A 13,273-nucleotide genomic window follows, 5' to 3' on the forward strand; every position below is an offset into this window, starting at 1 on the left:
TTTTAGTCTACTATCTTGGTTAATAGTATAAAAAGATGGCAAATGGGGCGCATATTCGTTTATGGCGACTTCATCAATAATGTCACTTATAGCCATCCTTATAATGCCTTATCTCTGCTCATTTTTACTTTATATCTGATTCTTTCTGATAGACGGCGACTACGCTTAACAATGATGACCTTGACATCACAAAAGAGATTGCGGCGTCTCTTTTTCAACACAACTTTTCACGGATAGACAATGACTAGACAGCTTATCGAAACACGACAAATCACTAGACAAGAAGCAGAGCAGTGTGCAAATGAACAAATTCAAATTATTGGCAGCATTCAGCCACATGGTTTTCAAATTGTTGTCGACCCAAAAGACTACCGAATCGTTCAGTACTCTGACAATATTTCCCGTATTCTCAAGGACAGTAGTGATGCAAAAATCAATCATCGAGCGTTATTAGGCAGCCATCTATTAAAATGGCTCACTTTTCAGGAAAGAGAAAAACTAAACTCATTGTCATCAAAATATACCGTTGCCCTTCCTTTAACAGAAGACAAAACAATTAAAGGCTCCCAATGGGAGTGCATCGCTCACCTTCCTCGCGGCTGGATTTGCTTGGAGTTTACGCCAAAAACGCCGGAATCGATCAATTCCCGCACTTTGGTTTCCCAGTTAGATGATATGGTTGCATTGTTAAAAGTTGTCCACGATGAAGCAGAGTTGTTTCAAACCATTACCGACCAGCTACAAAGTTATACTCAGTATGATCGGGTTATGATGTACCGTTTCCATCCTGATTGGTCTGGCGAAGTCGTCGCTGAATCCGTATCAGAACAGGAAAATAGCAAATTTTTAGGCTTACGATTTCCAGCTGAAGATATTCCTAAACAAGCACGCGAGCTATATAAACTTAATATTATTCGCTACTTTGCGGATGTTCTCGCAACACCCGCGAAACTTGTCCCTTCGATCCTCCCAAACGGTGAGCCATTAGATCAAAGCGCCTCCTCATTACGCAGCATGTCGAACGTGCACCGCAGCTATTTAAAAAACATGGGAGTAAAAGCCTCGTTATCCTTATCTATTATGGAAGGGGAAAAGCTCTGGGGAATGGTCGTGTTTCATCATAATGCGCCTAAAGTGCCTTCTCAACGAGTCATCACGCAACTTCGTATCACAAGCAAGCTATTTGGTGAAATCATCAACTCTTATTTGACGCCTTCCTTCAATATAAAAGAGCTCACTTTTTTGATGAATACTCAGTCTTATATTGAAGCGGTTTTTTCTCAAGCCAAAAAAGCCGATCTGTCTCATAGTTTGTTTGAAACCATATTAGAAAAAGTCAATAGTGTGATTCACTATGACTTTATTGGCATTATATACGATAAAAAATGCTACCTCTTGAAGCAACATACCTTCTCTATTTTAGAGCAAGCGACATCCGATACGTTGGCTCAGATATTCGCAGACAGAGACACACTGCATTATGAGTCGAGCCAATTGCATAGCGATATTGGTGCCATCCCTGGGTTAGAAGACATGTATGGTCTATCTATTATGCGAACGCAAAGCCCTATAGATTTTTATGTGTTTATCGGGCGAAGAGAAGTATCAAAAACCATCCAATGGGGAGGCGCACCTGGTACCGTGGATATTGTCATAAAGGACAACAAGCGCCACCTCGAGCCAAGAAGCTCTTTTGCGTTATGGCGTCAGCAAGTCGAGGGACAAAGCAAAGAGTGGGAGCCCCGTGACACTAAATTTTTACAATGCTTTTTTAATGAGAGCAAAGAGTTTATTAGTCTAAAACGCACCCAATTACTGATGAATAAACTCGAGAAAGGCGCTTATTACGATACCCTGACAGGCCTTGCTAATCGTTCTTACTTAAAATCGTTTATCGAGAACCTTGATCCCGATAGTGATATATCATTCGTGTCTTTCTTCTTCATCGATCTCGATAACTTCAAAGACGTTAACGATTTTATGGGACATGAAACTGGCGACAAACTACTGATTAGTATTTCACAAAGGCTCAATGCTTGTGTCAGACCAAGTGATCTCGTGGTGCGACTAAGTGGTGATGAATTCATTATCCTTTTCACCCACAAAGCACAGCCTGAACCGGACCTTATCCATAAGCTGGCTGATAAAGTTGCCTCTCGAATAGGTGAACCCGTTCTTGATAATGCTCATACATTAGTCATCACCTCCAGTATTGGTATTGTTACTCAAAGCACAGAAAACATTGATTTTAATGAAACCTTAAAACGTGCAGACATCGCCATGTATGCAGCAAAGAATGCAGGAAAAAATCGTTATCACATTTTTAATAGTAAAGACCAAGATTCGTTTAATAAACGCACTATTCTTACAATGGATCTTCGCGATCACACAGCTAACGGCGATATAACCCTTTACTATCAAGTGAAAGTCGGGGCCGATAAACAGCTAAAAGGGGCGGAAGCCCTAGCCCGCTGGAATCACCCAACATTCGGTTTTATCAGTCCGGAAGTCTTTATTACCTTGGCGGAAAAAAATAATCTTATCTATGCTTTGGGACTGAATATCATTGATAAAGCCTGTTCCGATCTTGCCCATTGGCGCACCATCAATCCTAATTTTGATTTAGGCGGCCCCTTATCCATCAATATTAGTCCGACTCAATTAGCTGAGCTGGCATTTGAAGACGACTTATTCGCTATTTTAGAACAACACAAGATTGATAAAAAATGGATTTGCCTCGAAATTACTGAATCGGTTTTTATGAAAAACTATGCGGTCTCCATCAAGACTCTCGCTCGGCTACAAAAACAAGGCATTAGCATCTCACTTGATGATTTTGGAACCGGCTATTCTTCTCTCAACTCACTGTGGAAGCTACCTATTGATGAAGTAAAAATAGATAAGTCATTTATTTCCACCATGAGTCAGGATCAAAATTTGTTTACCATGGTCGAAAGCATCATCCAGCTGTGCCAGAAACTGAACTTAAAAGTCGTTGGTGAAGGAATAGAAAGCAGTATCGAATTCAACCTATTAAAGGGCTTGGGCTGCGATGCCATGCAAGGCTACTACTTTAGCAAACCACTCGACCCAGAAAGCTTTCAACAACACTATATCCAAATATAAGACACTATGAGGAAGGCACCAATATTCCTTATTCACACCTTCCCTGGACCTTATCGCAAATATATTGGCCAATAGGAATGGCCGAAGTGGCCGCTGGGGACGGAGCGTTACACACATGCAAACTACGAGGACTTTCAGCAAATAAAAAATCATGTACTAAAGTGCCATCTTTTAACACCGCTTGCGCACGAATACCTGCAGGATAAGGCTGCAAGTCCGATAGTTCTAATTGTGGGCAGTACTTTTGTACGAGCTTAAGATAACCAGGTTTCCAAAGAGAGTTTTTGGTTTCGATCAGCCCCGTCTTCAAATTTTTTTTCAATACCCGCCAAAAGCCAGGGAAACGAACCATATCGCCAATATCTCGCAGGGAAATATTAATACGACCATATCCTTCTCGCTTCCAGCCTTGCACCGCGTTGGGGCCAACCGTCACACTACCATCAATCATGCGCGTTAAATGCACACCTAAAAATGGCAAATTCGGATCGGGAATAGGATAAATGAGATGATTAACAATATTGTTATACTTCTCAGGCAATTTATAGTACTCGCCACGGAAAGGGATAATCTGAAAATCGGTAGGAATACCCAGCATTTTTGTGGTTCTGTCTGCCATCAAACCAGAGCAAGTAATCAAAAAGCGCCCTTCAAAAGTCTTGAACGCACCATAATGCGCAGCGTTTACGACAACTTTATCAAGCGTTTCTGTTAACCCCACCACTTCATGATTCAACAGGGCTTGACCACCTAACTCAACAAACTCTTCTGCCATTTTAGTGGTCACTTGCTGATAGTTCACAATAGCAGTGTCTTTGACAAAAAAGCCTCCCAACCCCACCACATTTGGCTCACGCTCTTTTAACTGCTCAGCGTTCAGCATTTCGACATCCAGCTCATTTTCCTGACAGCGTTTGAATAACGCCTGCATTCGCTCGACTTCTAGCTCGGTTGTTGCCACCAGCAATTTACCACATTGCTCATAAGGCACATTGTGTTTATCACAAAAGGCCATGGTCGCCTTGACCCCTGCCTTACAAAATTTCGCTTTTAAGCTACCAGGCGCATAATAAACCCCAGCGTGGATAACACCGCTGTTATGACCCGTTTGGTGCTTGGAAAACACAGACTCTTTTTCAAGCAACAAGATCTTTTTTTCAGGGTGACGTTGTTGCAGCTGCCACGCAGTAGACACACCGACAATGCCACCACCAATAACAATATAATCGTAAACCATCTTGTTCCCTATCTATTACTATTGCACATCGTTGATGGCACTCTCAAACGTCCCGCTTAATCCGTAAAGTGACCTCGCTGACGCAGCAACTCACGGCACAGCTCTGGATGAGGAACAAACCGATCACGACCATGTAACCAGAAATGGTTATGCAATACCATCATCGTTCCAACGGGCATGGGAACAGACAGATAGTTCGGATCCGCTTCTAAAGATTCCCCCATCTCGTATAGGTATTTGCCTTCTTCTTTGTTACGAGGTTCGGCAAACTGATCAATATATAGCATTAATGGCTTGCCATTGGCATCTTCTTCGAAGAAAACGGGATGCGCCACTTTGGTTTCCACATTTTTCGATTTTGGTGCTCCCCAAACAATGTCCTTTTTCGCAAGTGGATGCTGATAAAACTTATCCAATTCAGCCCAATCATCCAAGTGCAACATCAATGAATTACCACCCTGCATGTTTTCTTCTTTCAGTTTTTGCATCAGCACATAATCAGTGCGCTCATTGACATACGTGCCATCATTATGCAGTTCCATACGACGATACGCTTTGCGTAAGTAGCTATCAGAGTTATCGACATGGCGAACGGTAAAACGCGCATAATATTGACCATACATGGCATCATAATTAGACAGCCCAATAATGTGAGACACAGCAGTGGACAATTTAACATCAAGCTCGGTGCGTAGTTCGCCTGTTTCGCTAATCAGTTCATCATTATAGTTAAGAAGAAAAGCCCCTGTCGCTCGATCTCTCACCGTTGCATTAAGAAATGCCCCTAAAGTGTAGTCGGTAATGGCATCCAAGCGATCTGCCACTTCAAAACGTAAAAAAGGTTTGTATTCAATATTTTGAACAGACCACTCCTCTACCGCTGCTATAAATGCAGCCATGGTCTCGGCATGCAATGTCACCACTTTTAGCCGCTTACTTGTGGGATAATCCATGACGGAAAATCCTTGAAATGCATTATCAGCATGTATTGATGCTTCTGCTTGCTTCTTTGATGCGATTTTTTCTTTACTTTGAGTCTGCATCGTCTCTCTCCTATTATTTTTGTTCTACTAATTCTATGAGGTAACAACCGACACCTAAGAGGAGCGGTTTAACATAGCGCCATCGATTGCTATGGACGCTACAATCTTTTCACTATAATAATCGACATTATTATAAAATGTCGACATTTTATAATAATGTCGATTATATAGATTGACGTCAATCCTTTTAAAGAATCCTTTCTTAACTATTTCAGAGCTTTCCCTTAGAATGCAGAACGATTCCCGTTGAAACAGGGACTTAAGAGCCACCACGCAAGCGAGTGCGATAGAGATGAAACAGCCCCCCATTGAAGAAGTCGACAACAAGGACAATTTTGCCTCTCAGGTATTGGGGAAGCTTACCTACGACATTTTAACGGGCTACTTCCAGCCGGGCGAAAAATTGCGGATGACACGCTTGAAAGAGCGCTATCAGGTTGGTGTCGGGCCATTGCGTGAAGCATTGTCGCAATTACTGGTAAAACAACTCGTCGTAGTCGAAAATCAGCGCGGATTTCGTGTGCACCCGATCTCCAAAGCGGAACTGATTGATATCTATGAAACTCGCTCAGAAATAGAAGCATTGTGTGTTGAGCTTGCCATAGAACGGGGTGATGATGAATGGGAGGCCAATATCGTCGCATGTGCTCATAAGATGAAAATCCATAGTGACTTACTGGAACAAGAGCCTCACCGTTGGGAACAGTACCATCACGACTTTCATTCTGCCATTGCCGAAGGCTGCCAGTCTCCCGCACTACTCCAAGTACGAGACAACTTGTATGAAAAAGCGTCTCGTTATCGTAATCTTTGGCTAAAAAAGAACATGGTTGATGTGGCAGTCTTTGACGCCAATAAAAAAGAACACGAAGCCTTGATGGATGCTCTACTCAAGCGAGACGTAGAAACTGCTAAAAATCTTATTCGAAACCATATACGCAGCCCAAGTTTGACCCTTCAAGCCACCGCCGTCATTGATCACCCTTTTGACTAACCCCATGGTGACAATTGTGGGCTATAAAAAAGGCGGTAATGCGAATACATCACTGCCTTTTTCATTATCCTTTCGAACGATCTTGTTTATTTTAAAACACTGTCAAAATCCGCCGCTGAATGACGCTCTTCTAAATACGCATCGCCCCAAGTACGGTTAACAATCCGCCCACGCTGAACCGCAGGACGCTGCTCAATCGCTTTTGCCCAACGTAAAACGTTTTTGTAGCTAGATACATCTAGAAATTCCGCTGCATCATACAAATTGCCGAGTACCAAGTTGCCATACCAAGGCCAAATCGCGATATCCGCAATGGAATATTCCTCCCCTGCCATATAGGTATTGTTTGCTAGCTGTTTATCCAATACATCTAACTGACGCTTGGTCTCCATGGTAAAGCGGTCAATCGGGTATTGCATTTTGGTCGGAGCGTAAGCGTAGAAGTGACCAAAACCGCCTCCCAAATACGGTGCCGATCCCATTTGCCAGAATAGCCAATTACGACATTCAGTTTTTGCACCATGATCTTTTGGGACCAGTGCATCAAACTTTTCAGCCAAATACTGCAAAATCGATCCAGACTCAAAAACACGGGTTGGAGGCGTTGTACTATGATCCATTAAAGCTGGAATTTTCGAGTTCGGATTGATCTCAACAAACCCTGAAGAGAACTGATCCCCTTCTCCAATATTGATTAAATAAGCATCGTATTCTGCTTGTGTTTTACCCAATGCCAGCAATTCTTCGAGCATAATGGTGACTTTTTGTCCATTCGGTGTCGCTAGGGAATAAACTTGTAAAGGATGCCCACCAATGGGCAACTTCTTATCATGGGTGGAACCAGAGATGGGACGATTGATACTGGCAAATTTACCGCCACTTTCTGTGTCCCATTTCCATACTTTGGGTGGAATGTAATCTTGGTTCAACTTGCTATCAGAACTCATAATCTCTCCTTAAACACTGTTATCTGCAAAACCAACAGTTTTACTCTACTATGCGTAAAAGTTTGTCAGTGGATATCTTTACATGATGCGGTATTTTAGTTTTTCTTCAACCCTAGAAAATGGCAAGAAAATAACAAGTTTTAAATTAAGCTATCTTTTCTCCTCTATATCAAAGCGGCTCTGCCTTAACGGTTTCTTTTTTCCTTTTTTATTTTCATTTTAAAGCTTAAACACCCCATTAAAACTCTCAAAAACAAGACACTAAGATTCACTGCTTCTTTACAATACAACTAATACTAGACCACCTAAAACCAGAACAAAAAAAACCATAACTATATGTTTTATAATGATTTTTATTAATAATTATCATTAAAAACCATATTTATAACAAGGTTATTACCCCGCAAACTATAAAGAAACCCTTAATAAACACAATTTACTTCAATAAAGATGGATCAATCATGTATTAAGCCGTGAAATGCTAGAATTTTTTTCGGCGTTGATTATTACTAATAGGCACAGCGATTACGTCATTTTCTCTGTTTTTTTAAATTCGCTATTTTTAGCAAAATCAATGTTACTGAGGAGTTCACGATGAAAAAGATCCTTCCTGTTCTAGCAAGCACGGCTGCTTTAATTTCTTTCAGTGCAGCGGCTCAAGCAGAAAATACAATGACTAATGACCACGGTTTCTATGTTGGCGGTAACTATGGCTATGTAAAAATTGATGGCCAAGACAGTTTTGATGATCATAACGACGTCAAAGAAGGGGTCATTGGCTACCGTCTAAACTCCTATCTCGCTTTGGAAGGTAGCTACATTGACTTTGGCGATTATGGAAATAGTCTGGCAAGCGCCAGTACAGACGGTTATACCGCAGCATTAAAAGCGATCCTACCATTGGGTGACCGTCTAGAACTCTTCGCCAAAGGGGGGCAACTTTGGTACAGAACCGATTACAAAACCGCTGTTGGTAATAATAGTAATGATGACAAAGGCGTATTCGCTGGTGCAGGCGTAGGGTTCAAAGTAACCGAGAACTTCCTGCTGAATGCCCAGTACACTTGGTATGATACTAAAATGGATGCGAAAGATATTGAACAAAATGGCACAGGCAAAACTAACACCGACTTTAAACAAGCTACAGTCGGTGCAGAGTACCGCTTCTAAGTTCAGAAGTTTACGTTAAGCGGATGTGACTTATTGTCTTTCCATAACGAACAACACCTTAGAAGAACCATGCTTTCAATGAAAAAAGCCCCCGACAATCGTCGGGGGCTTTTCTTTTAGCAGCTTATTCACAACAGACAAATTAGCAAAAGAGTCTTATCGTTCAACAAACGCTCTCTCGATAACATAATCCCCAGGCACACCAATTTTTGGAGACTCTTTTAGGCCAAGTTCATCCAATAATTCTGCGGTGTCTTTCAGCATGGCAGGGCTACCACAAATCATCGCTCTGTCCACCTCAGGATTAATTTGTGGCAAACCGATGTCTTCAGCCAGCTTTCCGCTGCGAATCAAATCAGTTAGGCGACCTTGATTACGGAAGGGTTCACGGGTAACGGTTGGGTAATAAATTAGCTTTTCACGCACCTGTTCACCAAAAAACTCATTCTCTGGCAGTTCATTCTCAATGAAATCAGCGTAAGCCAATTCGCTAACATGACGAACACCGTGGACAAGAATGATTTTTTCGTATTGTTCATAGGCCTCAAAATCTTGAATTAGACTTAAAAAAGGCGCAAGCCCCGTGCCTGTGGACAGCAAATACAAGTGTTTGCCTGGATGCAGATCACGAGTCACCAGCGTACCTGTTGGCTTGCGGCTGACTAATATGTCATCTCCCACTTTTAAGTGCTGCAAGCGAGAGGTTAAAGGACCATTTGGCACCTTGATACTGAAAAACTCTAAATGCTCTTCATAGTTTGGACTGGCAATACTATAAGCTCGAACCAAAGGGCGAGTATCTGTTTCTAAGCCAATCATCACAAACTGGCCATTCTCAAATCTCAAGCTTGCATTTCGCGTTGTTTTAAAGCTAAATAAACTCTCATTCCAATGGTGAACACTTAGTACGCGTTCAGTTTCAAATGCACTCATGGGTACCTCAGTAAAATTCGTAAACAAATAAGACGGACCGATTCACTTTCGTCCGTAAAATGCGTTTTATCAAAAACAAGCATGGCAAGGATGGAGACGCATAGTATAAGACAAGCTAATCATTGTTAAATTGATTATTTAGATATCGTTAATATGCTCAGTACATATAAGCCCGTGGTCTATTATTCCAGTATGTCATCAAAATGCACAGGGAATACGTTACTAAATAGGAATAATTCGTATAAACTGCAAGCAACTTTGACCTAGTGTAGCGAACTGACTAACATCGATGACATTCAATTCACCAAAAGAGTCTCGATATTTTATGAACCCAATTCTTGAAGCTCAGTCATCTCATCGCTCCATCCGACAGTACACCGACAAACCAATCGATGAATCGCAACTACGTCGTCTGATTCAATGCGCTCAAGGGGCAGCGTCATCCAGCTTTATTCAAGCCTATTCCTTAGTACAGGTCACCAACAAAGCAAACCGCCAAAAAATTACGACGTTAGCTGGCAGTCAGAAATGGATCGAATCCGCCGCTGAATTTTTGATCATTTGCGCTGACCTAAGCCGTGTTGAGTATGCTTGTATTGAACAAGGCTTTGGGGCATTAGAAGGCAATACCGAACATTTTATCACTTCAACAGTGGATGCTGCCTTATTTGCTCAAAACTTAATGCTTGGTGCCGAATCAGAAGGCTTAGGTGCGGTATTCATCGGTGGCATTCGTAACGATACAGACCAAATAGCCGAGCTATTGAATCTACCAGAACCAAGTATACCCAGTCTTTGGCTTGTGCCTTGGCTGGCCAGATGCTGAACCCGATCTCAAACCTCGTTTACCTGTGGAAGTTATTCTCCACAAAGACAGCTACGATAGCACTCGCTGCGAGGCTGATGTCAAAGCCTACGATGCGCAAATGGAATCCTACTATCAAAGTCGCAGCGGTAGCCAGAAAAACAGCAACTGGTCAGAACAAACTGCAGCGGCAGTGCAAATGAAAAAGCGTGAGCACATGCTGTCGTTTCTACAAGGGCGCGGCTTTTTAAAACGCTAAATAAACGGAGATAGAGCGAAAAACCTATCTATTCACCATTCTATCCATAGACCATTACAAACGGCAGATCCCAAATACTACTTAGGGCGTTCTGCCGTTTCTATGGTTATAGCCGATTAATTTCTCTTAACAAGAGACAACTTTGTCAGTGGGACAATATTTCTTCGGAGCAACGGGGTTGTGTCAAAAATTCCCCAATCCAAGCTAACATTTGACTCGATTGTAGATCTTCACTATAGAGACTATCCCTTGCTTGACTCAATATGTCTGGAGCTAACATGTTATCGTACATATCCAACAAGCAACCTTCGAACTTACGGGAAAACTCAGGGTGTCCCTGTACCGTAAGAATATGATCTTCATACAAAAGCCCCGCGAATTCACAAAAGTCAGACCGAGCAAACACCTTTGCCTGTGACGGTTTCTCCACTATCTGATCTTGATGGAACGCACACACAGCAAAGTTTTTTTTGCCTAACTGTGCCTGAGCCATTTGATCGATTACTTCGTATCGATGGATACCCACGCCCCACCCTCCTTGGTAGCGATCAACCTGCCCCCCCAACGCTTGCGCAATGATTTGATGACCAAAACAAATGCCCACCAAAGGCTGTTTATGCTCATCTATGGTGCGTATCAGAGCTTGTAAACCTTGCATCCAAGAAGAATTCTCATATACAGCCGATTTTGACCCAGTAATTAACCAACTATCACAAGCGACATGACTTTCTGGGAATTCGTCATCACGCACATCATAAGTCTCAAAGGATACCTCAGGATGCAAGACCTCCAATGCTTGGATAAACATATCCGCATAGGTAGAAAACTCTGAACTCAAGTGCTCTGGCGTAGTCCCTGCCGCTAAGATTCCAATTTTCATTAACTACTCCTCTAGTCAATTTACCCCACAACACGCTTTTGACGACACATAATGCATAAAGTAATAAGCACAGATAGTGCCACTGCGACGATCATGAGAGTGACTAAGGCATTTCCCTCAGGTGTGATCTCTAATAGAACGCTGGAAAAAATCATAGGTAAGTAGATATAGACAATACCAAAAGACACAGCAGAATCGGTTTGCAACCATGCGGTTGGTAAAATATATAAGCCCTGAGACAGGGTTTATCACACTGACTCAGGGCTCTTTAATTATGACGCGTCGTTTGTCATTTTGTGATGACATCTATAAGTAAGACTTGTATTCAATGTCTGAGATCTGCCCAAACAAACGGTTTTGCTCCTGTTCTTTGGCTGCTGAAAAAGCATTAACAAAGGCTTCGCCGAGATATTCGTTTAGAAATTGGCTATCTTTAAAAAATTCTGTTGCATCATCCCAACGGCTCGGCAGACTTTCATACAAGTCCACTAACGTGTAGGCATTGCCTTCAATCGGACTAGGTGGTGACATTTTATTTTCAATACCATTTAAAGCCGCACCCAACACAGCCGCCAATACCAAGTATGGGTTCGCATCAGCTCCCGATACTCGATGTTCAATTCGTCTAGCAGCGTTAGGACTTTCTGGTATGCGGACCGCTACCGTGCGGTTACCGTATCCCCAACCTGCGAAGGTTGGCGTATACGCCCCGGCTTGGAAACGACGATAAGAGTTCAGATGAGGGGCAAACACCAACATACTGTCAGCCATGTGATTCAGTAATCCAGCAACCGCTTGCTTTAATAAAGCGGAGCCTTCATCTGTGCCGTTATCAAAGACATTTTTCCCGTCTTCATCGATCACACTAAAATGCACATGCATACCATTACCACTTTCATTTGGATAAGGTTTTGCCATGAAGGTCGACGCCATACCATGCTTTCTAGACACGCCGCTAATTAGGCGCTTAAACATACTGGCGTGATCTGCCGCGAGTAGCGCATCATCAGTGTGCACCATGTTAATTTCAAATTGGCCGGGGCCTAACTCAGAAATAATCGTATCCGCTGGAATATTCTGTTGATTACATGCTTCTCGCACATCCGCGAAGAACACCGCCAAACCATCCATCTCTTTCACTGAATAACAATCCGTTTCTTGTAAACGGCGACCATTACCATTGCGCACAACAGGAGGAATGGGACGCTGTAATGTTTCCGACTCACGATCTAAAAGATAGAACTCAAGTTCCGTTGCCACAACAGGCGTTAGACCCAGTTTTTTATAGCGATCAACAATATTTTTAAGTATTTGACGAGGATCCAGATGACAAGGCGAACCATCTGGTTTATGGATCATGGCAAGTATTTGCTTACGAGGTTGTTCTGCCCAAGGCACAGGCACCGCTTTATTTTGCACGGGAAGACAGAGCCCATCACTATCACCCGTTTCAAACACTAAGCCATTTTTGAGAACATCATTCCCCCAGTTATCCAGCGCAACAACAGATAAGGGTAGCTTCATCCCTTCTTGCATAATCTCTTCTATACTTTCCGCTGGGAAACGTTTGCCACGCAAGTTGCCATTAAAGTCCGTTATAAACACATCAAACTCGGTTGGCTTCTCATCATTTACTAACATATACACTACTCTCTTTTGGATTATATACCGCTATAAAGCACCTTACTCTCAACAATTATCAAGAGTAACTATCCCCTAGTGGGTATATGAATAGCGCGTTATTTCGACATTGACAAAAAGCCCTCGCGCCACAAGCTAAAAATAGACCTGTCAATTCCCTATTAAAATCAATGATATTTCTCTTCTTACATGGGCATTTTTTAAGAGAATTAAGAATGTTTCTCATGGTCTAGAATGA

11 protein-coding genes are annotated in these 13,273 nt (G+C 42.3%); 5 read left to right on the forward strand and 6 right to left on the reverse strand.

Annotated features, from left to right (window positions below):
* Positions 1-240: 240 nt before the first annotated feature.
* Positions 241-3,126 (forward strand): bifunctional diguanylate cyclase/phosphodiesterase, encoded by a 2,886-nt coding sequence (locus AC0VYI_RS21720; protein WP_475445525.1) that lies wholly within the window; start codon positions 241-243, stop codon positions 3,124-3,126.
* Positions 3,127-3,154: 28 nt separating this feature from the next.
* On the opposite strand, the gene lhgO is transcribed toward AC0VYI_RS21720, so the two are convergent.
* Together lhgO and glaH are read right to left on the reverse strand one after the other, a co-directional pair.
* Positions 3,155-4,363, reverse strand: a complete 1,209-nt coding sequence (gene lhgO / locus AC0VYI_RS21725; RefSeq protein WP_475445527.1) for an L-2-hydroxyglutarate oxidase — start codon at positions 4,361-4,363, stop codon at positions 3,155-3,157.
* A 56-nt stretch (positions 4,364-4,419) separates the two neighbouring features.
* Positions 4,420-5,406 carry a glutarate dioxygenase GlaH gene (gene glaH, locus AC0VYI_RS21730; RefSeq protein WP_475445529.1) on the reverse strand — a complete coding sequence of 329 codons (987 nt, stop codon included), beginning with the start codon at positions 5,404-5,406 and terminating at the stop codon, positions 4,420-4,422.
* A gap of 292 nt (positions 5,407-5,698) precedes the next feature.
* On the opposite strand from glaH, the gene csiR reads away from it, so the two are divergent.
* On the forward strand, positions 5,699-6,400 hold the full coding sequence (csiR, locus tag AC0VYI_RS21735) for a DNA-binding transcriptional regulator CsiR (RefSeq protein ID WP_475445531.1): 702 nt from the start codon (positions 5,699-5,701) through the stop codon (positions 6,398-6,400).
* A gap of 86 nt (positions 6,401-6,486) precedes the next feature.
* On the opposite strand, the gene yghU is transcribed toward csiR, so the two are convergent.
* Positions 6,487-7,347: a glutathione-dependent disulfide-bond oxidoreductase gene (yghU, locus tag AC0VYI_RS21740; RefSeq protein WP_475445533.1), complete on the reverse strand. Its 861-nt coding sequence runs from the start codon at positions 7,345-7,347 to the stop codon at positions 6,487-6,489.
* Positions 7,348-7,941: 594 nt separating this feature from the next.
* Between yghU and AC0VYI_RS21745 the strand changes: the two genes are divergently transcribed.
* Positions 7,942-8,517: a porin family protein gene (locus AC0VYI_RS21745; RefSeq protein ID WP_475445535.1), complete on the forward strand. Its 576-nt coding sequence runs from the start codon at positions 7,942-7,944 to the stop codon at positions 8,515-8,517.
* Positions 8,518-8,673: 156 nt separating this feature from the next.
* Here the strand turns inward: AC0VYI_RS21745 and AC0VYI_RS21750 are convergent, their stop codons facing one another.
* Complete coding sequence (locus tag AC0VYI_RS21750; protein WP_475445537.1) at positions 8,674-9,450, reverse strand: ferredoxin--NADP reductase; 777 nt, start codon at positions 9,448-9,450, stop codon at positions 8,674-8,676.
* 325 nt (positions 9,451-9,775) lie between these two features.
* Between AC0VYI_RS21750 and AC0VYI_RS21755 the strand changes: the two genes are divergently transcribed.
* Together AC0VYI_RS21755 and AC0VYI_RS21760 are read left to right on the forward strand one after the other, a co-directional pair.
* Positions 9,776-10,276 (forward strand): nitroreductase family protein, encoded by a 501-nt coding sequence (locus tag AC0VYI_RS21755; protein ID WP_475445538.1) that lies wholly within the window; start codon positions 9,776-9,778, stop codon positions 10,274-10,276.
* 25 nt (positions 10,277-10,301) lie between these two features.
* Positions 10,302-10,514 carry a hypothetical protein gene (locus AC0VYI_RS21760; protein ID WP_475445539.1) on the forward strand — a complete coding sequence of 71 codons (213 nt, stop codon included), beginning with the start codon at positions 10,302-10,304 and terminating at the stop codon, positions 10,512-10,514.
* 145 nt (positions 10,515-10,659) lie between these two features.
* Here AC0VYI_RS21760 and AC0VYI_RS21765 read toward each other — a convergent pair whose 3' ends face one another.
* Both AC0VYI_RS21765 and AC0VYI_RS21770 read right to left on the reverse strand, forming a co-directional pair.
* Positions 10,660-11,394, reverse strand: coding sequence for a glutamine amidotransferase-related protein (locus AC0VYI_RS21765; protein ID WP_475445541.1), 735 nt, complete (start codon positions 11,392-11,394; stop codon positions 10,660-10,662).
* Between the two features lie 306 nt (positions 11,395-11,700).
* Positions 11,701-13,035, reverse strand: coding sequence for a glutamine synthetase family protein (locus AC0VYI_RS21770; protein WP_199478590.1), 1,335 nt, complete (start codon positions 13,033-13,035; stop codon positions 11,701-11,703).
* Positions 13,036-13,273: the final 238 nt, after the last annotated feature.

Source organism: Marinomonas sp. 63XJN7_9_ISO-PGPR-S23-217 (assembly GCF_056173515.1).

Coding starts and splice junctions, on each gene's coding strand:
- AC0VYI_RS21720 (WP_475445525.1), top strand. CDS start 241: ATGACTAGACAGCTTATCGAAACACGACAAATCACTAGACAAGAAGCA.
- lhgO (WP_475445527.1), bottom strand. CDS start 4,363: ATGGTTTACGATTATATTGTTATTGGTGGTGGCATTGTCGGTGTGTCT.
- glaH (WP_475445529.1), bottom strand. CDS start 5,406: ATGCAGACTCAAAGTAAAGAAAAAATCGCATCAAAGAAGCAAGCAGAA.
- csiR (WP_475445531.1), top strand. CDS start 5,699: ATGAAACAGCCCCCCATTGAAGAAGTCGACAACAAGGACAATTTTGCC.
- yghU (WP_475445533.1), bottom strand. CDS start 7,347: ATGAGTTCTGATAGCAAGTTGAACCAAGATTACATTCCACCCAAAGTA.
- AC0VYI_RS21745 (WP_475445535.1), top strand. CDS start 7,942: ATGAAAAAGATCCTTCCTGTTCTAGCAAGCACGGCTGCTTTAATTTCT.
- AC0VYI_RS21750 (WP_475445537.1), bottom strand. CDS start 9,450: ATGAGTGCATTTGAAACTGAACGCGTACTAAGTGTTCACCATTGGAAT.
- AC0VYI_RS21755 (WP_475445538.1), top strand. CDS start 9,776: ATGAACCCAATTCTTGAAGCTCAGTCATCTCATCGCTCCATCCGACAG.
- AC0VYI_RS21765 (WP_475445541.1), bottom strand. CDS start 11,394: ATGAAAATTGGAATCTTAGCGGCAGGGACTACGCCAGAGCACTTGAGT.
- AC0VYI_RS21770 (WP_199478590.1), bottom strand. CDS start 13,035: ATGTTAGTAAATGATGAGAAGCCAACCGAGTTTGATGTGTTTATAACG.